Source organism: Pseudomonas sp. LBUM1644 (genome assembly GCF_059716195.1).
In genome coordinates this window covers 311,494-331,562 of record NZ_CP166812.1, presented here as the reverse complement: position 1 = coordinate 331,562, position 20,069 = coordinate 311,494, and the positions used below count along the sequence as shown (strand labels likewise).

Genomic DNA, 20,069 nt, shown 5'->3' with positions numbered 1-20,069 from the left:
CCGACTGTAGGAGCTGCCGAAGGCTGCGATCTTTTCCGGCGCGCCAGTATATCGAGCCGACCGAAGACTTACTCCAAAGCCTTCCAGATATCCGTAGCGTACTCACGAATCGTCCGGTCCGAGGAGAACCAGCCCATCCGCGCGGTGCTCAACACTGCCGAACGCCACCACGCCTGAGCGTCATGCCAATGCGCTTCAACGCGCATCTGTGCGTCCCAGTAAGAATCGAAATCGGCGCAGACCAGGAAGCGGTCGTAGTCGATCAGCGAATCGATCAAACCCACGTAGCGGGACGGATCATCCGGCGAGAACACCCCGCCACGAATCGCTTGCAGCACGTCGTTGAGGCGATGGGACGCGGCAATGTCCGGCGTCGCATTGAACTCGTGGTTCTGCTTGCGCGCTTCGACCTGCTGCGCGCTCAGGCCGAAGATAAACATGTGCTCGACACCGATACGTTCACTCATTTCCACGTTGGCACCGTCCATAGTGCCGATGGTCAGTGCGCCATTGAGGCCGAATTTCATGTTGCTGGTGCCCGACGCTTCGAAGCCTGCGGTGGAAATCTGCTCCGATAAATCCGCCGCCGGAATAATGCTCTCCGCCAGGCTCACGTTGTAGTTGGGCAGGAACACCACTTTCAGCAAACCGCGCACCGTCGGGTCGTTGTTCACCACCCGGGCAATATCGTTGGTCAGTTTGATGATCAGTTTGGCCTGGTGATAACTGGCCGCCGCCTTGCCGGCGAAGATCTTCACCCGCGGCACCCAGTCGATTTCCGGCTCGGCACGGATCGCCTGGTACAGCGCCACCGTGTGCATCAGGTTAAGCAGCTGGCGTTTGTATTCGTGGATCCGCTTGACCTGCACGTCGAACATCGCCGCCGGGTTGACTGCCACCCCCAGTCGCTCGTGAATGATGTACGCGAGCGCCTTTTTGCTGTGCAGGCGCTGCTCGGCGAATGCCTTGCGGAATGCGGGTTTCTCGGCGAACGGTTCCAGTTCGAGCAAGCGCGTTTCCGCGCTGTCGAGCAGTTCAGGCCCGAGGGCATCGACCATCATCGACGTCAGTTCGGGGTTGGCCTGGTAGAGCCAGCGGCGGAAGGTGATGCCGTTGGTCTTGTTGTTGATCCGCTCCGGGTAGAGTTTGTGCAGCTCGGAGAATACGGTTTTGCGCATCAGTTGCGTGTGCAGCCCGGACACGCCGTTGACGCTATGCGACCCCAGGAACGCCAGGTTGCCCATACGGACGCGACGGCCGTTGTCTTCCTCGATCAGCGACACCGCGCGCAGTACGTCGAAATCGTGAATGCCCTTGGCGCGCAAGGAATCGATGTGCTGGGCGTTGATCAGGTAAATGATCTGCATGTGCCGCGGCAGCATCCGCTCCATCAAGCCGACCGGCCAGGTTTCCAGCGCTTCCGGCAACAACGTGTGGTTGGTGTACGACAGCGTGTCGACGGTGACCTGCCACGCCGCATCCCACGCCACGTCATAGACGTCGACCAATTGACGCATCAGCTCGGCCACCGCAATTGACGGGTGGGTGTCATTGAGCTGGATTGCCGCATGATCGCCCAGGGTCAGCACCGAGGTGTGCATGTTGCGATGGCGGCGCAGCAAATCCTGCAGGGACGCGGCGACGAAGAAGTATTCCTGACGCAGGCGCAGTTCCTGGCCGGCTTCGGTGCTGTCCGCCGGGTACAACACGCGGGAAATACTTTCGGCGCGGGCCACTTCTGCCACGGCGCCCAAGTGGTCGCCGGCGTTGAAGCGCTCCAGGTGTAAATCTTCCATGGCCCGGGCGCGCCACAGGCGCAGCGTGTTGACGCTCGCCCCACGCCAACCGACCACCGGCGTGTCGTAAGCAATTGCCCGCACGGTTTCTACAGGGGTCCAGACCTGCTTGGACTTGCCGGTCTCATCGGTCACGGTTTCGACACTGCCGCCGAAGCCAATCGGGTAAACGACCTCTGGTCGTTCAAATTCCCAAGGGTTACCGAAATCCAGCCAGTGTTCGGTTTGTTCCTGCTGCCAGCCGTCGACGATGGCCTGTCGGAACAAGCCATGTTCGTAACGAATGCCGTAACCGTGACCCGCAATGCCGAGGGTGGACATGCTTTCCATGAAACACGCGGCCAGGCGACCGAGGCCGCCGTTGCCCAGCGCCGCATCGGGCTCCAGCAGACGGATGCGTTCCAGGTCGACACCGAGTTCGGTCAGGGCCTCGCGGGCCACGTCGAGCAAGCCGAGGTTGCTCAGGCTGTCGTAGAGCAACCGGCCGATCAGGAATTCCAGCGAAAGGTAGTAAACCCGCTTCTGCCCTTTGCGGTAGATCTGCCGGGTGTGATCCATCCAGTGTTCGACCATGTGGTCGCGCGCTGCCAAGGCAATGGCTTCGAACCAGTCATGGTCGAAGGCGTGATCCGGGTCTTTGCCCACCGCGTAGGTGAGTTTGGTCAGGACGGCGTCGCGAAATGCGGCCACCTCTGCTTCGCGAACAAGTGGTTCTTGAGTCATCGATAGGACCTCGAGCGAGCTTGGAATTGTCTGAGCCTAGACGGTCTGACAGGCGGTCGGGGCTCTGGTTCGGCAGTATTTCCTGTTTGGCCGGCATTACCTTGTCGTATGGATGATTCAATGCAGGTGCCGTGCCGAAACCCGAGTGTTATTTGGCGATTTACGAAAAAATCTGGCGAAAGGTTGTTCAAAAATCCACCAGTCCCGGTATGATCGCGCGCCCTGATGCACGCTGGTAACAACCGATGATGAAGTCCAACCTGATCGCCGCCGCAGAGATCGACCGCCTCGACACTTGGGCCAAGTACTCTGCCCCGATGTGCGGCTCCTGCGTGTCCAGCTGCTGCACTTTGCCGGTCGAGGTCAAGCTCAAGGATCTGATCCGTATCGGCATCGTCGATGAATTCGAGCGCGGCGAGCCAGCGAAGAACATCGCCAAGCGCCTGCAGAAGGAAGGGATCGTCGAGCGCTACAATCAGAAGTCCGAGATTTTCACCCTCCAGCGCATGAGCAACAACGATTGCCTGTACCTGGATCGTAAGAGCCGTCTGTGCACTATTTATGATAAGCGCCCGGATACTTGCCGTAATCACCCGAAGATCGGGCCGCGGCCGGGGTATTGCGCTTACAAGCCTAAAGAAGTGGCGCGTGAGACCAGCAGCAGCCGTCGCACCCTCGAGAAGTTCTGATCGGGAATCTCGCTGCAAGATAGATTGCCTTCGCGGGCAAGCCTCGCTCCTACAAGGAATGCGCCGTTCTCACCGCGTGTGCATGACCTGTAGGGGCGAGGCTTGCCCGCGAAGAGGCCAGAACAAACACCGCAAAAACTCCAGACAAACAAAAACGCCCCCGACCTTGCGGTCGGGGGCGTTTTTTTTGCCAGCTAACTAAATGACTTAGTTACCGGACTTCTTGGCAGCGCGGGTACGCTCGCTTTCGCCCAGGATCTTCTTGCGAAGACGGATGGACTTAGGAGTAACTTCGCACAGTTCGTCTTCTTGCACGAACTCAAGAGCTTGTTCCAGGGTGAAACGGATAGGCGGAACCAGAGCGATGGTTTCGTCTTTACCCGAAGCACGCATGTTGTCGAGCTTCTTGCCTTTGGTTGGGTTGACGCCCAGGTCGTTGTCGCGGCTGTTGATGCCGACGATTTGACCTTCGTACACGTCTTCACCGTGACCGAGGAACAGTTTGCCGCGAGCTTGCAGGGTTTCCAGCGAGTAAGTCAGTGCCTTACCGGTAGCTACCGAAACCAGCACGCCGTTCTGACGGCCGGACATGTCGCCGGACTTCATCACGTCGTAACGGTCGAAGATCGAGGTCAGGATGCCTGCACCGGAGGTCAGGGTCAGGAACTCGTTACGGAAACCGATCAGGCCACGAGCCGGGATGTTGTACTCAAGGCGCACACGGCCCTTGCCATCCGGAACCATGTTGGTCAGGTCGCCCTTACGGATACCGATCTGTTCCATGATCGAACCTTGCGATTCTTCTGGCAGGTCGATGGTCACGTTTTCGTACGGTTCGTGCTTCACGCCGTCAACCATGCGGATGATCACTTCCGGACGACCAACACCCATTTCGAAGCCTTCGCGACGCATGGTTTCGATCAGTACCGAGAGGTGCAGCTCACCACGGCCGGAGACTTTGAACTTGTCGGCGGTGTCGCCTTCTTCAACGCGCAGGGCAACGTTGTAGAGCAGTTCTTTGTCCAGACGCTCTTTGATGTTACGGCTGGTGACGAACTTGCCTTCACGGCCGCAGAACGGCGAGTCGTTAACCTGGAAGGTCATCGAAACGGTTGGTTCGTCAACGGTCAGCGGCTTCATCGCTTCAACGTTCTGTGGGTCGCACAGAGTGTCGGAGATGAACAGCGACTCGAAGCCGCTGATGCAGACGATGTCGCCGGCAGCTGCTTCTTCAACGTCGATACGGTGCAGGCCGTGGTGACCCATCAGCTTGAGGATACGGCCGTTGCGGCGCTTGCCGTCGGCATCGATCGCCACAACCTGGGTGTTCGGCTTGACGCGACCACGAGCGATACGGCCAACGCCGATGATGCCCAGGAAGCTGTTGTAGTCCAGTGCCGAGATTTGCATCTGGAACGGACCGTCACGGTCGACTTTCGGTGCTGGTACGTTGTCGACGATCGACTGGTACAGCGGGGTCATGTCTTCAGCCATGTCGGTGTGTTCCAGACCGGCAATGCCGTTCAGGGCCGAGGCGTAGACGACTTTGAAGTCCAGCTGTTCTTCGGTAGCACCGAGGTTGTCGAACAGGTCGAAGATCTGGTCCAGAACCCAGTCCGGACGTGCGCCTGGACGGTCAACCTTGTTGATGACCACGATTGGACGCAGGCCGGCTTCGAAAGCCTTCTTGGTCACGAAACGGGTTTGCGGCATAGGGCCGTCTTGAGCGTCAACCAGCAGCAGAACGGAGTCAACCATCGACATTACGCGTTCAACTTCGCCGCCGAAGTCGGCGTGGCCCGGGGTGTCCACGATGTTGATGTGGTAGCCGTTCCAGTTGATGGCGGTGTTTTTCGCCAGAATGGTAATACCGCGCTCTTTCTCCTGGTCGTTGGAGTCCATCACGCGCTCGTCGTTGAGCTCGTTGCGCTCCAGGGTGCCGGATTGACGCAAGAGTTTGTCTACCAGGGTGGTTTTACCATGGTCAACGTGAGCAATGATGGCGATGTTGCGTAGATTTTCGATCACTTGTGTATCTCGATCAGAGGATTCGGTGTGCTGACAAGTCTTGGCAGCGATTTACAGTAGAGTCAGGCCTTGCCGTTACAGCTTGACGGCAGAGTCGGGGGGCCGGTGACGCAGGCCACAGGCATACAGCCCCGGGCTCTTAGCTCGGTCGATAAACGCGCACATTGGCATGCCCCTCACTGAGCAAATGGTGGGCATGCAGGCGACTCATCACGCCTTTGTCGCAATACAGCAGGTACTGGCGAGTAGGGTCCAGTTCCTTGAAACGAGCGTTCAATGCATAAAACGGCATCGTCTGTACCTCAATGCCAGCGAGCGCCATCGGGTCATCTTCAGCGGCATCCGGGTGACGGATATCGATGATGATCTGGCCCGCCAGCGCTTCGCTGACTTCTTCAATCTGCAAGTCCTGGCCCAATTCGTCGATTACGCGATCGATTGGCACCAGCTTGGCGTTCTCGAGCGCACGCTCAAGCACCGCCATGTCGAATTCTTTCTCTTCATGCTCCACGCGCGGACGCTTGGCGTGGGTCTTGGGGTTCACCGAGATGACCCCACAGTACTCCGGCATGTGCTTGGCGAAGTCGGCGGTGCCGATTTCGTTGGCCAGGTCGATGATGTCCTGCTTGTGACTGGCGATCAGCGGGCGCAAGACCAACTTGTCGGTCACACAGTCGATCACGGACAGGTTCGGCAGCGTCTGGCTGGAAACCTGGGAAATCGCTTCACCGGTGACCAGCGCTTCGATGTCGAGGCGATCGGCAATACGGGAAGCAGCGCGCAACATCATACGCTTCAAAACTACGCCCATATGACTGTTATCGACTTTCCCGAGAATTTCTCCCAGAACTTCCTCGAACGGCACACTGACAAATAACACGCGTTGCGAGCTGCCGTACTTCTTCCAGATGAAATGCGCGACTTCCATGACGCCCAGTTCATGGGCCCGTCCGCCCAGATTAAAGAAGCAGAAATGGCTCATCAGGCCGCGGCGCATGATCTGGTAGGCGGCCACGGTGGAATCGAAGCCGCCGGACATCAGCACAAGGGTCTGTTCCAGGGCACCCAGCGGATAACCGCCGATGCTGTTGTGCTGGTTGTGGATCACGAACAACCGTTTGTCGCGAATTTCGATACGAACTTCGATTTCCGGCTCTTTCAACGAGATTCCGGCAGCGCCGCACTGACGACGCAGTTGGCTGCCGACGTATTTCTCGACGTCCATCGAACTGAATTCATGCTTGCCGGCACGCTTGCAGCGCACCGAAAAAATCTTCCCTGCCAGCGCATCACCGAAGTGCTGCTTGCACTTGTCGACGATGTCGTCGAAATCACCCAGCGGGTATTCATCGACCTGCAGGAAATGCGCGATGCCCGGCATGCAGCTCAGGCGCTCGGTCATCTCCTTCAGGGCTTTGGGCTCGCTGACGCGGGTTTCCAGCTCGAGATTGTCCCACACACCGTTCACCACCACGGCCGGGTCCAGATCGCGGAGCACGGTGCGGATGTTCTTGGCCAATTGGCGGATGAAACGCATCCGTACCGGGCGGCTCTTGATGGTGATCTCGGGGAAGACTTTTACGATTAGTTTCATGAAAACAGCGCGCGCTGGGCCAGCCGAAAAAGGGGGGCGCGGATTATAGCGGAAATTGCTCAAGGTTTAACCAGTTAATGTGCAGAAGGTTTTGCGCGCACCAAAACAGGTCGTTTGGCGATTTCAACGCCACATTGTAGGGCGGGATTTTCTGTTTAAAGCCTCTTAGCTGCTTTATAAGGGTGATATTGGGGCAAAAAACCCATGGTGGGGCACTGGCATGCAATTTGCTCCCTTGTGAGGCAGGTTGCCATGGCAGAGTATTCGCGCCGGCATCACCCACATTCTAAGGGCATCCACTACTAAGCCCGAAGCCACCCGGAGGACACTATGTCGAAGTCGGTTCAACTCATCAAAGATCATGACGTCAAGTGGATTGATCTGCGCTTCACGGACACCAAAGGCACTCAGCACCACGTGACCATGCCGGCTCGCGACGCGCTGGATGACGCTTTCTTCGAAGAAGGCAAAATGTTCGACGGTTCCTCCATCGCTGGCTGGAAAGGCATCGAAGCTTCCGACATGATCCTGCTGCCGGACGACAGCACTGCCGTTCTCGACCCGTTCACCGAAGACCCAACGCTGATCATCGTTTGCGACGTCATCGAGCCTTCGACCATGCAAGGCTACGATCGCGACCCACGTGCGATCGCCAAGCGTGCCGAGGAATACCTGAAGTCGACCGGTATCGGCGACACCGTTTTCGTTGGCCCGGAGCCTGAGTTCTTCATCTTCGACCAAGTGAAATTCAAGTCCGACATCTCCGGCTCGATGTTCAAGATCTTCTCCGAACAAGGTTCCTGGATGTCCGACCAGGACATCGAAGGCGGCAACCATGGCCACCGTCCAGGTATCAAAGGCGGTTACTTCCCGGTTCCACCGTTTGACCACGACCACGAAATCCGTACCTCCATGTGCAACGCCATGGAAGAAATGGGCCTGGTCATCGAAGTCCACCACCACGAAGTGGCGACTGCCGGTCAGAACGAAATCGGCGTGAAGTTCAACACCCTGGTAGCCAAGGCTGACGAAGTTCAGACCCTGAAGTACTGCGTGCACAACGTAGCTGTCGCTTATGGCCGCACCGCGACCTTCATGCCTAAACCTCTGTACGGCGACAACGGTTCGGGCATGCACGTCCACCTGTCCATCGCCAAAGATGGCAAGAACACCTTCGCTGGCGAAGGCTATGCCGGCCTGTCCGACACCGCCCTGTACTTCATCGGCGGCATCATCAAGCACGGTAAGGCGCTGAACGGCTTCACCAACCCGTCGACCAACTCCTACAAGCGTCTGGTCCCAGGTTTCGAAGCTCCGGTCATGCTGGCCTACTCGGCTCGCAACCGCTCCGCTTCGATCCGTATTCCTTACGTGTCCAGCCCTCGCGCTCGCCGTATCGAAGCCCGCTTCCCGGATCCGGCAGCTAACCCGTACCTGGCCTTCGCAGCCTTGGTAATGGCTGGCCTGGACGGCATCCAGAACAAGATCCACCCTGGCGACGCCGCTGACAAAAACCTGTACGACCTGCCGCCTGAAGAGGCGAAAGAGATCCCACAAGTTTGCGGCAGCCTGAAAGAAGCCCTGGAAGAGCTGGACAAAGGTCGTGCGTTCCTGACCAAAGGCGGCGTTTTCAGCGACGACTTCATCGACGCTTACATCGCCCTGAAAAGCGAAGAAGAAATCAAGGTTCGTACCTTCGTACACCCACTGGAATACGAGCTGTACTACAGCTGCTGATCCGGTAGCGCCTGCGCAAGCGGCGTGACAAAAAAGAGGCTTCCTTCGGGAAGCCTTTTTTGTTGGCAAAATCAAGAGATCGCAGCCTTCGGCAGCTCCTACATTGGATCGCATACCTCTGTAGGAGCTGCCGAAGGCTGCGATCTTTTGATCTTGATTTTCTATGCCCAAATGTTAACGGCTTGGGCCAACCGTCTTCCCTGACCTATGCTGCACCCCAACGCTTTCGCTTCCGGTCGATTTTATGGGTCGTGGTTTTCTATTGATGTTGCTGCTGATCGCGCTGCCCACCGCAGCGCAGATCTATAAGTACACCGACGCCTCTGGCAACACCGCCTACAGCAATCAACCCCCTGACGGCGTAGAGGCCCAACCGGTCGAATTGCCACCCCTTAATAGCGTTGAGCCCCAGGCGCCTGTAGCTTCGCCTGCTGAAGCTTCCAGCCGCGAGCAGCCACACACCGCCTACGAGGTGCTGCAACTGACCAACGTGCCCACCACCGAAGCGCTGCGCGCCAACAATGGCACCTTCACCGTCAATGTGCTGATCAAACCGCGCCTGCAAGGCCCGCATCTATTCAGGCTGCTGTTGGACGACCAGCCTTACGGCCAACCGAGCAACGTGCCGATCCTGCAACTGGTGAACATCGATCGAGGTTTACACAGCCTCGCCGTTCAAGTGATCGACGGGGAAAACATCGTCCAACAAAGCCCGACGGTAACCTTCACTGTGCAACGGGTACATAAGCCGTGAGGTTGTGGCTGCTGCTCGCGTGCTTCATCGTCCTGCCGGTGACGGCCGAGGTCTTCACCTACGTCGACGCTCAGGGCAATCGCGTATTTACCGATCAGCCCGGGTCGGGCAACGCCAAGCGTGTACCGATCGCGACAGGCAATCGAATGTCCGCCAACCCGACCGGCGCAGCCCCGGTGGCCGCCGCTAAAAAAACGCAAGCCAAACCGCTCTTCCACTACGACATGCTCAGAGTGCTGGTGCCAGAGCCGGACGCCACAGTCCGCAGCAGCGCCGGCGACCTTATCGTCAGCATCACCAGCGAGCCCGGCCTGCAACACGGTCACCGATACCGCCTGCTGCTCGACGGCCAGCCCACTGCCGAACCCGGCCCAAGCCCGGTGTTCGCCCTGAGCAACATCGACCGAGGCAGCCATAACCTGTCCGTGGAGATCCTCGACGAACAGGGCCTCACTATAGAACGCACCGCCAATCAGCCGTTTCATATGCTGCGTATTTCTCTCGCGCAAAAGCGCCAGGTCACACCCTGCACCCTCGCCGACTACGGTCAACGGCCGGAATGCCCACTGAAAGACAAACCCGAAGAAGAAAAAAATCCCTTCCTGCGTTTCTTCTGACGCCGTTCAGGTTTGAGCACTATATTGGTGCAATACACTGCACCGTTCCCACATCCCATCCCATTTTGGTTCGAAAGTACCCGTGCAAGGAGGCAGAGCGCCACGCAAACGAGCGTCAAACGCCTGTTTCAGGCCTTAAACGCTTCTTTTCGGAGCCTTGGTTTGGTTTTTGCATTTTCCCTGTATCAGCGCTTTTTTCTTGCGCACGCTCCGCTCCAAAAGAGGTCCTGATGACCATTAGCGACGCACTGCACCGTTTGCTACTCGACAACCTGACCACGGCAACCATTCTGCTCGATGCCGAACTGCGCCTCGAGTACATGAACCCGGCGGCGGAGATGCTCCTGGCCATCAGCGGCCAGCGCAGCCATGGGCAATTCATCAGCGAGTTGTTCACAGAATCCACCGAGGCGCTCAATTCCCTGCGCCAGGCAGTTGAGCAGGCACACCCATTCACCAAGCGCGAAGCCATGCTCACCGCCCTCACCGGCCAGACCCTGACCGTTGACTATGCGGTAACGCCCATCCTGGCCAACGGCGCCACTATGCTGCTGCTGGAAGTCCATCCCCGTGACCGCCTGCTGCGGATCACCAAGGAAGAGGCGCAACTGTCGAAGCAAGAAACCAGCAAGATGCTGGTGCGCGGCCTCGCTCACGAAATCAAGAACCCATTGGGCGGGATTCGCGGCGCGGCCCAACTGCTCGCTCGCCAACTGCCCGAAGAAAGCCTGCGCGACTACACCAACGTCATCATTGAAGAAGCCGATCGCCTGCGAAATCTGGTGGATCGCATGCTCGGTTCCAACAAGTTGCCGTCGCTGGCCATGTGCAACGTCCACGAAGTGCTGGAACGCGTCTGCCATCTGGTGGAAGCTGAAAGCCAGGGCTGCATCACATTGGTGCGTGACTACGACCCGAGCATTCCCGACGTCCTGATTGACCGCGAGCAAATGATTCAGGCCGTCCTGAACATCGTTCGCAACGCAATGCAGGCCATCAGCAGCCAGAACGAGCTGCGCCTTGGCCGCATCAGCCTGCGCACCCGCGCCATGCGCCAGTTCACCATCGGCCATGTGCGCCATCGCCTGGTGACCAAGATCGAAATCATCGACAACGGCCCCGGCATTCCTGCAGAACTCCAGGAAACCATTTTCTTTCCCATGGTCAGCGGTCGTCCGGACGGTACCGGACTGGGCCTGGCCATTACCCAGAACATCATCAGCCAGCACCAGGGCCTGATCGAGTGTGACAGCCACCCAGGCCACACCACTTTCTCGATCTTTCTGCCACTGGAACAAGGAGCCACATCGACATGAGCCGTAGTGAAACCGTGTGGATCGTCGATGACGACCGTTCTATCCGTTGGGTCCTGGAAAAAGCCTTGCAACAAGAAGGCATGACCACGCAAAGCTTCGACAGCGCCGATGGCGTGATGAGCCGCCTGGCGCGCCAGCAGCCGGACGTGATCATCTCCGACATCCGCATGCCGGGTGCCAGCGGCCTGGACCTTCTGGCGCGGATTCGCGAACAACACCCACGGCTACCGGTCATCATCATGACCGCTCACTCCGATCTGGACAGCGCTGTCGCGTCCTATCAGGGCGGCGCATTTGAATACCTGCCCAAGCCTTTTGATGTCGATGAAGCGGTGTCCCTGGTCAAGCGCGCCAACCAGCACGCCCAGGAACAGCAAGGCCTGGAAGTCCCGGCCGCCCTGACCCGTACGCCAGAAATCATCGGCGAAGCGCCGGCGATGCAGGAAGTGTTTCGCGCCATCGGGCGCTTGAGCCACTCCAACATCACCGTGCTGATCAACGGCGAATCCGGTACCGGTAAAGAGCTGGTGGCCCACGCGCTGCACCGTCACAGCCCACGGGCGGCCTCGCCCTTCATTGCGCTGAACATGGCCGCGATCCCGAAAGACCTGATGGAATCCGAGCTGTTCGGCCACGAAAAAGGCGCGTTCACCGGCGCGGCCAACCTGCGTCGAGGTCGCTTTGAACAGGCGGACGGCGGAACGTTGTTCCTCGACGAGATCGGCGACATGCCGGCGGACACCCAGACCCGTTTGTTGCGAGTGTTGGCGGACGGCGAGTTCTACCGCGTCGGCGGTCATGTGCCAGTCAAGGTTGATGTCCGAATCATCGCCGCGACGCACCAGAACCTGGAAACCCTGGTGCATGCCGGGAAATTCCGTGAAGACTTGTTCCACCGTCTCAACGTGATTCGCATCCACATCCCACGACTGTCGGACCGTCGCGAAGACATCCCGACCCTCGCCAAGCACTTCCTCAGCCGCGCCGCGCAAGAACTGGCGGTCGAGCCAAAGCTGTTGAAAAGCGAGACCGAGGAATACCTGAAAAACCTGCCGTGGGGCGGCAACGTCCGCCAGCTGGAGAACACCTGCCGCTGGATCACGGTAATGGCTTCGGGTCGCGAAGTGCACATCAGCGACTTGCCGCCAGAGCTGCTGAACCTGCCGCAGGACGCGGCGCCCGTGACCAACTGGGAACAAGCGCTGCGCCAATGGGCCGACCAGGCACTCGCGCGCGGTCAATCGAGCCTGCTCGACAGCGCGGTGCCGGCGTTTGAACGCATCATGATTGAAACGGCTCTGAAACATACCGCAGGCCGCCGCCGTGATGCCGCGGTTTTGCTGGGTTGGGGGCGTAATACCCTGACGCGCAAGATCAAGGAATTGGGGATGAAGGTTGATGGCGGGGATGATGATGAGGGGGAAGAAGGCTAAGTTCGGCTTTAGAATCTAGGCGTTAGCGAAAAGATCGCAGCCTTCGGCAGCTCCTACAGGGTTTCGTGTACACCTGTAGGAGCTGCCGAAGGCTGCGATCTTTTTTTGTGGCAGCAAACATAAATGTGCACCGCCGCAATGCACCGTGAACCGCAATCGCGCACAAACGCTGATTCATAACCTCGCCTGCTTTCGCAATCGAACCTCGATCGAAAAAACTTGAAAGCCCCGAGTTACGGGGCTTTCAGCGTTTAAAAGCGGGTTTCTGTTTCAACTTGTTAAAACCTGGCACGCCCCCTGCAATAGTCCAATCAGTGAATCAGTGAATCAGTTCACTACCCAGTTTCGGGGACCTTGGTACAGGCAGGCCGGGGATTCCCCTCTTTACACCGGGCTCACACCGCATAAGCGACGAGCCCACCCCGTTTTGGGGTCCTTGGTACAGGCAGGCCGGGGATTCCCTCTTTACACCGGGCTCACCGCGCAATGCGCGAGCCCTCCCGTTTCGGGAACCTTGGTACAGGCAGGCCGGGGATTCCCTCTTTTATTGCTCCCGGAGATGGATCTCCAACCGCCAGCGGCGATCGACCTCGCTACCGGCCCATTCGCCTTGTAGCGGCCGGGCCGCCACCACCGACAGCAATAATCCCCCATCACTCAAACGCACCCGCCAGTTCACGCTCTTGTCGTTCAGCTTGAACTGACCTTTTTGCGCTTTGCCTTCAGCCTCGAACAGCAACGCGAGACTACCGTCGACGATCTCACCGTGGGTCTTGGGTTCGTTGTTGAACCACACCACCAGTCCATCGTTCGTGACCTCGACCTGCTGCAATTCACTGGGGTCTGGTGTGGTCAGGCGACCGATCATCAACCCCACCATTAACCCGACAATCGCCAGCGAACCCATCACCCGCGGGAATAGTTTCGAACGAGGATCCTTTGGCGGCGTAGAATGCCCGTCATCTTTGCCTTCGGAGCCGTGCATGTTTCACGTCATCCTTTTTCAACCAGAAATTCCGCCGAATACCGGCAACGTTATCAGGCTGTGCGCCAACAGTGGCTGCCACCTGCATTTGATCGAACCACTGGGCTTCGAGATGGACGACAAGCGCTTGCGCCGGGCGGGTCTCGACTACCACGAGTATGCCACGCTGCAGCGCCACCCCGACCTCGCCAGCTGCCTGGAAAGCCTCGGTCATCCTCGGGTGTTCGCCTTCACCACCAAGGGCTCGCGACCGTTTCACGATGCGAGTTTCGCCGAGGGCGATGCCTTCCTGTTCGGCCCGGAAAGCCGTGGCTTGCCGGCCGATGTGCTGGATGCCCTGCCCGGCGAACAACGCCTGCGCCTGCCGATGCGTGAAGGCTGCCGCAGCCTGAACCTGTCCAACACCGTGGCCGTCGCCGTGTACGAAGCATGGCGTCAAAACGGCTTTAAATAACACCACAATCCCTGTAGGAGCTGCCGCAGGCTGCGATCTTTCGATCTTGATTTTTTAAGATCAAAAGATCGCAGCCTGCGGCAGCTCCTACAGGGGCTGTTTGTATTCCAATCCCATGAAAAAAGCGCCTGTGACGGCGCTTTTTTCGTTACTGCACAACGCTTACTGGACGGTTGGAGTCTCGCCAGCCGCCTGCATGCGTTGCAGTTCTTGTGCGTACAGCGCGTCGAAGTTCACCGGAGCCAGCATCAGTGCCGGGAACGAACCACGGGTCACCAGGCTGTCCAGGGTTTCGCGAGCGTACGGGAACAGGATGTTCGGGCAGAACGCGCCGAGGGTGTGGCTCATCGAAGCGTCGTCCAGGTTCTTGATCAGGAAGATCCCGGCCTGTTGCACTTCAGCGATGAACGCCACTTCTCCGTTGTCACCGTTCTTGACGGTCACGGACAAGGTCAGCACGACTTCATGGAAGTCGCCTTCCAGGGCCTTTTGACGGGTGTTCAGATCCAGACCGACGCTCGGTTCCCACTGCTGGCGGAAGATCGCCGGGCTTTTCGGGGCTTCAAAGGACAAGTCACGTACGTAGATGCGCTGCAAGGAGAATTGCGGTGCGGTTTCTTCTTCGCTAGCTGCAGTGTTCTGTTGGTCAGTCATCACAGATCCTTTCTGATCTTGGGGTCTTATAGGGAAGGCATTCAGGCCTTGAGCATGGCGTCGAGCTTGCCAGCGCGCTCAAGGGCAAACAAATCATCACAACCGCCCACATGGGTGCTGCCGATCCAGATCTGCGGCACGGACGTACGTCCGGCTTTCTGAGCCATGGCGGCTCGCACCTGCGGCTTGCCATCGACCTTGATCTCTTCGAAGGCCACGCCTTTGTTCTCGAGCAGGTACTTGGCTCGCGAGCAGTAAGGGCAGTAATCGCTGGAATAGACGACGACGTTGCTCATATCACTTCACCAGCGGCAGGTTGTCGCCTTTCCAGCTGGAGATCCCGCCGGACAGCTTGGCGGCGGTGAAGCCGGACTTCATCAGTTCGCGGGCATGGGTGCCAGCGGTCTGGCCCATGGCGTCGACCAGAATAATGGTCTTGGCTTTGTGTTTTTCCAATTCGCCGACGCGAGCGATGAGTTTGTCTTGAGGAATGTTCAACGCGCCAACAATGTGACCGGCGGCAAAATCCTTGGTCGGACGAATGTCGATCACCACGCCTGCGTCCTTGTTGACCAGCCCGGTCAGCTCGCTGGTGCTCAGGCTACGGCCGCCGCCTTTCATCTCGTGGGCGATCAGCAAAGCCAGCAGAACAACGAAAATACCGGCCAGCAGATAGTGGGTGGTGGCAAATGCAATCAGGTGATCAAGCATTTAAGGTGGTTCCAGGGCGTTAAAAGTGGGCCAGTATACACAGCCCATATGGTGGGCCAAACCCCGTCCAGCGGTGACGCCGTCGGAACTTAGCTTTAAACTGCCACTCCCTTTTCCATTGCCCTCTTTTAACTCAGCCACGAGTGGAATCCATGACTACCATGCCTAAACCTTTGGTCCTGATTATTCTCGACGGCTTCGGTCACAGTGAGAGCACTGAGTCCAACGCCGTGTTTGCGGCCAAGAAGCCCGTACTGGACCGCCTAGGGGCCACCGTGCCGAACGGCCTGATCTCGGGCAGCGGCATGGACGTTGGTCTGCCAGATGGCCAAATGGGCAACTCCGAAGTCGGGCACATGAACCTTGGCGCCGGCCGCGTGGTGTATCAAGACTTTACTCGCGTGACCAAATCGATCCGCGACGGCGAGTTTTTCGAGAACCCGACCCTCTGCGCCGCTGTGGATAAAGCCGTTGCTGCCGGCAAAGCCGTGCACTTCATGGGCCTGCTGTCCGATGGCGGCGTTCACAGCCACCAGGACCATTTGGTTGCCATGGCCGAACTGGCCTACAAGCGCGGCGCTGAAAAAATCTACCTGCACGCCTTCCTCGATGGCCGCGACACGCCACCGAAAAGCGCTCAATCGTCCATCGAACTGCTCGACGCGACCTTCCAGGCCCTCGGCAAAGGCCGGATTGCCAGCATTGTCGGCCGTTATTTCGCCATGGACCGTGACAACCGTTGGGACCGCGTATCCCAAGCCTATAACCTGATTGTCGATGGCAACGGCGAATTCAACGCCGCCACCGCACAGGAAGGCCTGCAAGCCGCGTACGAACGTGGCGAAAGCGACGAATTCGTCAAAGCCACGTCGATTGGCGAGCCCGTTAAAGTCGAAGACGGCGACGCGGTGGTGTTCATGAACTTCCGCGCCGACCGCGCCCGTGAACTGACTCGTGTCTTCGTCGAAGACGGCTTCAAGGAATTCGAGCGCGCGCGCCAGCCAAAACTGGCCGGTTTCGTCATGCTGACCCAATACGCCGCCAGCATTCCCGCGCCATCCGCTTTCGCCGCCGGCAGCCTGGACAACGTGCTGGGCGACTACCTGGCGAAAAACGGCAAGACCCAACTGCGCATCGCCGAAACCGAGAAATACGCCCATGTGACCTTCTTCTTCTCCGGCGGCCGTGAAGAACCGTTCCCGGGCGAAGAGCGCATCCTGATCCCGTCGCCAAAAGTCGCCACTTATGACTTGCAGCCCGAGATGAGCGCACCGGAAGTCACCGACCGCATCGTCGACGCCATCGACAACCAGCGCTACGACGTGATCATCGTCAACTACGCCAATGGCGACATGGTTGGTCACAGCGGCGTGTTCGACGCCGCCGTCAAAGCCGTGGAATGCCTGGACCTTTGCGTCGGCCGTATCGTCGAAGCGCTGGAAAAAGTCGGTGGCGAAGCGCTGATCACCGCCGACCACGGCAACGTCGAGAAAATGTCCGACGAAGAAACCCACCAGGCGCACACCGCCCACACCACCGAGCCGGTGCCGTTCATTTATGTCGGCAAGCGTGACCTGAAGGTGCGTGATGGCGGCGTGTTGGCGGATGTGGCGCCCACCATGTTGATGCTGCTAGGTCTGGAAAAACCGGCGGAGATGACCGGGACTTCAATTCTGGTGTAAATCTCGCCGAAACCACAAAACCTCGTGGGAGCGAGCCTGCTCGCGAATGCAATCTGACAGCCAACATTGATGTTGAATGTTAAGTCGCTTTCGCGAGCAGGCTCGCTCCCACAGTGGTTTGTGGTGGTTTTGAATATTAAATACTCCCGCATCCCACTCCAGTTATCACACCGCCCCAATTGGGCGTTTTTTTTGCGGCGCATGGCGGGCATACTAGGCCGTCCCTTTCCCTGGTGTCGCCCGCCTCTATGCTTCGCGTTCTGATAGCCCTTGCCCTGACTTGCCTGCTCCAACCGGCCTTTGCCGATGAGCGCGCGCAAACCCAACAACAGTTGGACGCCACGCGTCAGGACATCGCCGAGCTGAAAAAACTGCTGGGCAAGCTCCAGGAAGAAAAATCCGGTGTGCAGAAAGACCTCAAGGGCACCGAGACCGAGATGGGCAAGCTTGAGAAGCAGGTCGAAGCCCTGCAAAAAGAGCTGAAGAAAAGCGAATCCGAGCTGCAGCGACTCGATGGTGAGAAAAAAAAACTCCAGAGCGCGCGCATTGAACAGCAACGACTGATCGCCATTCAGGCCCGTGCGGCCTATCAGAACGGCCGTCAGGAGTACTTGAAGCTGCTGCTCAACCAGCAAAACCCGGAAAAATTCGCCCGCACACTCACCTATTACGACTATCTGAGCCAGGCCCGCCTGGAGCAGTTGAAGAACTTCAACGAAACCCTGCGCCAACTGGCCAATGTCGAAAAGGACATCGCCCTGCAGCAGGCGCAACTGCTGGTGCAGAAAAGCAGCCTCGACAGCCAGCGTGACGAACTCGACAAAGTCCGCCAGGAGCGCCAGCAAGTCCTGGCCAAGCTGAGCGATGACGTGAAGGCGCGAGATCAGAAACTCGCCGCCCGCGAGCAGGATCAGGCGGACCTGTCTAAAGTCCTTAAAACCATCGAGGAAACCTTGGCCCGTCAGGCCCGTGAGGCAGAAGAAGCGCGACAAAAAGCGCTGATTGCCCAGCAGGAAGCCGAAAAAAAGCGTTTACGTGAGGCTCAGGCTGAAGCAGATGCCACTGACGCCCCACGCAAACCCGTTAAATCGACCCCTGGCGCGCTGGTATCAAGTGCAGGCGAGACCTTTGGTGGCCCTTTTGCTTCAACCCGGGGAAAACTTCCTTGGCCTGTTGATGGTCGACTGCTGGCACGCTTTGGCGAAACCCGTGGCGACGACGCCCGCACCAAGTGGGACGGCGTGATGATCAGCGCTGCCGCGGGCAGTCAGGTGCATGCCGTTCATGGCGGTCGCGTGGTGTTCGCCGACTGGTTGCGCGGCGCCGGGCTGCTGGTGATTCTCGACCACGGCAACGGTTTTTTGAGTCTTTATGGTCACAACCAGACGCTGCTCAAGTCTGCGGGTGACGTGGTAAAAGCCGGTGAGTCCATCTCCACTGTCGGTAACAGTGGCGGTCAGGACACACCAGCGCTGTATTTCGCTATTCGTCAGCAGGGTCACCCGAGTGATCCGGCGCAATGGTGCCACGCGCAAGGATAGGCGTTGAGTCACCTACATTAGGAGTTCGTTCGACATGCTGCATTTGTCCCGCCTTACCTCGCTGGCCCTGACGATCGCCCTGGTGATCGGCGCGCCTCTGGCGTTTGCCGCTCAACCGGCTCCGGCTGTCGCGCCTGCGGGCACTGCTGCGACCACCAAGGCGCCATTGCCGCTGGATGAATTGCGCACCTTTGCCGAGGTCATGGACCGGATCAAGGCCGCCTATGTCGAACCGGTGGACGACAAGACCCTGCTGGAAAATGCCATCAAGGGCATGCTCAGCAACCTCGACCCGCACTCCGCCTACCTGGGCCCGGAAGATTTCGCCGAGTTGCAGGAAAGCACCAGCGGTGAGTTCGGCGGCCTGGGCATTGAAGTCGGCGCCGAAGACGGTTTCATCAAGGTGGTTTCGCCGATCGATGACACCCCGGCCTCCAAGGCTGGCATCCAGGCAGGCGACTTCATCGTCAAAATCAACGGCGCGCCTACGCGCGGCCAGACCATGACCGAAGCCGTCGACAAAATGCGCGGCAAGATTGGCCAGAAAATCACCCTGACCCTGGTGCGCGATGGCGGTACGCCGTTCGACGTCACGCTGGCCCGCGCCGTCATTCAAGTGAAGAGCGTGAAGAGCCAGTTGCTGGAATCCGGCTACGGCTACATCCGCATTACCCAGTTCCAGGTCAAGACCGGCGAAGAAGTCTCCAAGGCCCTGGCCAAACTGCGCAAGGACAACGGCAAGAAGCTCAACGGCATCATACTCGACCTGCGCAACAACCCGGGCGGCGTGCTGCAAGCGGCGGTGGAAGTGGTCGACCATTTCGTCACCAAAGGCCTGATCGTCTACACCAAGGGCCGCATCGCCAACTCCGAACTGCGCTTCTCCGCCACCGGCAAAGACGAAAGCGAAGCCGTGCCAATGGTCGTGCTGATCAACGGCGGCAGCGCCTCGGCGTCGGAAATTGTCGCAGGCGCCTTGCAGGACCTGAAACGCGCTGTGGTCATGGGCACCACCAGTTTCGGTAAAGGCTCGGTGCAAACCGTGCTGCCGCTGAACAACGACCGCGCACTGAAGATCACTACGGCGCTGTATTACACGCCGAATGGCCGCTCGATCCAGGCACAGGGCATCGTCCCGGACATCGAAGTGCGCAAGGCCAAGATCACCAGCGAGCAGGACGGCGAGTACTTCAAGGAAGCGGATCTGCAAGGTCACCTGGGCAATGGCAACGGCGGCGCCGACAAACCAACCGGTTCCAGCGGCAAAGCCAAACCAATGCCGCAGGATGACGATTACCAGTTGGCTCAGGCCCTGAGCCTGCTCAAAGGGTTGAGCATCACGTCCGGTCGCTGAG

Annotated in this window: 17 protein-coding genes; 10 read left to right on the top strand and 7 right to left on the bottom strand. The window is 58.7% G+C overall.

The features are described from left to right. Positions 1-68 precede the first annotated feature (68 nt). Positions 69-2,519, bottom strand: a complete 2,451-nt coding sequence (locus ACA052_RS01585; RefSeq protein WP_497648102.1) for a glycogen/starch/alpha-glucan phosphorylase — start codon at positions 2,517-2,519, stop codon at positions 69-71. A gap of 248 nt (positions 2,520-2,767) precedes the next feature. On the opposite strand from ACA052_RS01585, the gene ACA052_RS01580 reads away from it, so the two are divergent. After that, positions 2,768-3,208, top strand: coding sequence for a YkgJ family cysteine cluster protein (locus tag ACA052_RS01580; protein WP_497650251.1), 441 nt, complete (start codon positions 2,768-2,770; stop codon positions 3,206-3,208). A 207-nt stretch (positions 3,209-3,415) separates the two neighbouring features. On the opposite strand, the gene typA is transcribed toward ACA052_RS01580, so the two are convergent. Next, on the bottom strand, positions 3,416-5,236 hold the full coding sequence (gene typA, locus ACA052_RS01575; protein WP_461982375.1) for a translational GTPase TypA: 1,821 nt from the start codon (positions 5,234-5,236) through the stop codon (positions 3,416-3,418). 139 nt (positions 5,237-5,375) lie between these two features. Continuing rightward, a complete protein-coding gene (gene thiI, locus ACA052_RS01570; RefSeq protein WP_497648101.1) occupies positions 5,376-6,830 on the bottom strand; it encodes a tRNA uracil 4-sulfurtransferase ThiI in 1,455 nt (484 codons plus the stop codon). A 330-nt stretch (positions 6,831-7,160) separates the two neighbouring features. Between thiI and glnA the strand changes: the two genes are divergently transcribed. The 5 genes from glnA (at position 7,161) to ntrC (ending at position 12,687) form a co-directional block, all read left to right on the top strand. Further along, a complete protein-coding gene (glnA, locus tag ACA052_RS01565) occupies positions 7,161-8,567 on the top strand; it encodes a glutamate--ammonia ligase (protein ID WP_140668136.1) in 1,407 nt (468 codons plus the stop codon). Positions 8,568-8,811: 244 nt separating this feature from the next. Continuing rightward, on the top strand, positions 8,812-9,321 hold the full coding sequence (locus ACA052_RS01560; RefSeq protein WP_497648100.1) for a DUF4124 domain-containing protein: 510 nt from the start codon (positions 8,812-8,814) through the stop codon (positions 9,319-9,321). After that, positions 9,318-9,938 (top strand): DUF4124 domain-containing protein, encoded by a 621-nt coding sequence (locus ACA052_RS01555; RefSeq protein WP_497648099.1) that lies wholly within the window; start codon positions 9,318-9,320, stop codon positions 9,936-9,938. Before ACA052_RS01560 ends, ACA052_RS01555 begins: the two co-directional genes overlap by 4 nt. 230 nt (positions 9,939-10,168) lie before the next feature. After that, on the top strand, positions 10,169-11,254 hold the full coding sequence (gene glnL / locus ACA052_RS01550) for a nitrogen regulation protein NR(II) (protein ID WP_497648098.1): 1,086 nt from the start codon (positions 10,169-10,171) through the stop codon (positions 11,252-11,254). After that, positions 11,251-12,687 carry a nitrogen regulation protein NR(I) gene (gene ntrC, locus ACA052_RS01545; protein ID WP_497648097.1) on the top strand — a complete coding sequence of 479 codons (1,437 nt, stop codon included), beginning with the start codon at positions 11,251-11,253 and terminating at the stop codon, positions 12,685-12,687. The genes glnL and ntrC overlap by 4 nt, the downstream gene beginning before the upstream one ends. Before the next feature lie 544 nt (positions 12,688-13,231). Here the strand turns inward: ntrC and ACA052_RS01540 are convergent. Continuing rightward, positions 13,232-13,672 (bottom strand): hypothetical protein, encoded by a 441-nt coding sequence (locus ACA052_RS01540; RefSeq protein ID WP_497648096.1) that lies wholly within the window; start codon positions 13,670-13,672, stop codon positions 13,232-13,234. Here ACA052_RS01540 and ACA052_RS01535 point away from each other — a divergent pair. Then, positions 13,671-14,126: a tRNA (cytidine(34)-2'-O)-methyltransferase gene (locus ACA052_RS01535; RefSeq protein ID WP_497648095.1), complete on the top strand. Its 456-nt coding sequence runs from the start codon at positions 13,671-13,673 to the stop codon at positions 14,124-14,126. The genes ACA052_RS01540 and ACA052_RS01535 overlap by 2 nt on opposite strands. A gap of 162 nt (positions 14,127-14,288) precedes the next feature. On the opposite strand, the gene secB is transcribed toward ACA052_RS01535, so the two are convergent. From secB to ACA052_RS01520, 3 genes are read right to left on the bottom strand one after another with little or no spacing between them, the layout of a single operon-like run. Next, entirely contained in the window at positions 14,289-14,780 is a 492-nt protein-coding gene (secB, locus tag ACA052_RS01530; protein ID WP_201115337.1) for a protein-export chaperone SecB, read from the bottom strand. A 41-nt stretch (positions 14,781-14,821) separates the two neighbouring features. After that, a complete protein-coding gene (gene grxC / locus ACA052_RS01525; protein ID WP_008149430.1) occupies positions 14,822-15,076 on the bottom strand; it encodes a glutaredoxin 3 in 255 nt (84 codons plus the stop codon). A gap of 1 nt (position 15,077) precedes the next feature. Beyond that, complete coding sequence (locus ACA052_RS01520; protein WP_497648094.1) at positions 15,078-15,491, bottom strand: rhodanese-like domain-containing protein; 414 nt, start codon at positions 15,489-15,491, stop codon at positions 15,078-15,080. Positions 15,492-15,643: 152 nt separating this feature from the next. Between ACA052_RS01520 and gpmI the strand changes: the two genes are divergently transcribed. From gpmI to ACA052_RS01505, 3 genes are all read left to right on the top strand, one after another. Beyond that, positions 15,644-17,173 carry a 2,3-bisphosphoglycerate-independent phosphoglycerate mutase gene (gene gpmI, locus ACA052_RS01515; protein ID WP_497648093.1) on the top strand — a complete coding sequence of 510 codons (1,530 nt, stop codon included), beginning with the start codon at positions 15,644-15,646 and terminating at the stop codon, positions 17,171-17,173. A 248-nt stretch (positions 17,174-17,421) separates the two neighbouring features. Beyond that, entirely contained in the window at positions 17,422-18,714 is a 1,293-nt protein-coding gene (locus ACA052_RS01510) for a murein hydrolase activator EnvC family protein (RefSeq protein ID WP_497648092.1), read from the top strand. Positions 18,715-18,748: 34 nt separating this feature from the next. Beyond that, positions 18,749-20,068 (top strand): S41 family peptidase, encoded by a 1,320-nt coding sequence (locus ACA052_RS01505; RefSeq protein WP_497648091.1) that lies wholly within the window; start codon positions 18,749-18,751, stop codon positions 20,066-20,068. The last annotated feature ends 1 nt before the right edge of the window (position 20,069 follow it).

Excerpts from the sequence above, each read along its gene's own strand:
- ACA052_RS01580 (WP_497650251.1), top strand. The coding sequence starts at position 2,768 with ATGAAGTCCAACCTGATCGCCGCCGCAGAGATCGACCGCCTCGACACT.
- ACA052_RS01560 (WP_497648100.1), top strand. The coding sequence starts at position 8,812 with ATGGGTCGTGGTTTTCTATTGATGTTGCTGCTGATCGCGCTGCCCACC.
- ACA052_RS01540 (WP_497648096.1), bottom strand. The coding sequence starts at position 13,672 with ATGCACGGCTCCGAAGGCAAAGATGACGGGCATTCTACGCCGCCAAAG.
- grxC (WP_008149430.1), bottom strand. The coding sequence starts at position 15,076 with ATGAGCAACGTCGTCGTCTATTCCAGCGATTACTGCCCTTACTGCTCG.
- ACA052_RS01510 (WP_497648092.1), top strand. The coding sequence starts at position 17,422 with ATGCTTCGCGTTCTGATAGCCCTTGCCCTGACTTGCCTGCTCCAACCG.
- glnL (WP_497648098.1), top strand. The coding sequence starts at position 10,169 with ATGACCATTAGCGACGCACTGCACCGTTTGCTACTCGACAACCTGACC.
- ACA052_RS01585 (WP_497648102.1), bottom strand. The coding sequence starts at position 2,519 with ATGACTCAAGAACCACTTGTTCGCGAAGCAGAGGTGGCCGCATTTCGC.
- ACA052_RS01535 (WP_497648095.1), top strand. The coding sequence starts at position 13,671 with ATGTTTCACGTCATCCTTTTTCAACCAGAAATTCCGCCGAATACCGGC.
- secB (WP_201115337.1), bottom strand. The coding sequence starts at position 14,780 with ATGACTGACCAACAGAACACTGCAGCTAGCGAAGAAGAAACCGCACCG.
- ACA052_RS01520 (WP_497648094.1), bottom strand. The coding sequence starts at position 15,491 with ATGCTTGATCACCTGATTGCATTTGCCACCACCCACTATCTGCTGGCC.
- gpmI (WP_497648093.1), top strand. The coding sequence starts at position 15,644 with ATGACTACCATGCCTAAACCTTTGGTCCTGATTATTCTCGACGGCTTC.
- ntrC (WP_497648097.1), top strand. The coding sequence starts at position 11,251 with ATGAGCCGTAGTGAAACCGTGTGGATCGTCGATGACGACCGTTCTATC.
- glnA (WP_140668136.1), top strand. The coding sequence starts at position 7,161 with ATGTCGAAGTCGGTTCAACTCATCAAAGATCATGACGTCAAGTGGATT.
- thiI (WP_497648101.1), bottom strand. The coding sequence starts at position 6,830 with ATGAAACTAATCGTAAAAGTCTTCCCCGAGATCACCATCAAGAGCCGC.
- ACA052_RS01505 (WP_497648091.1), top strand. The coding sequence starts at position 18,749 with ATGCTGCATTTGTCCCGCCTTACCTCGCTGGCCCTGACGATCGCCCTG.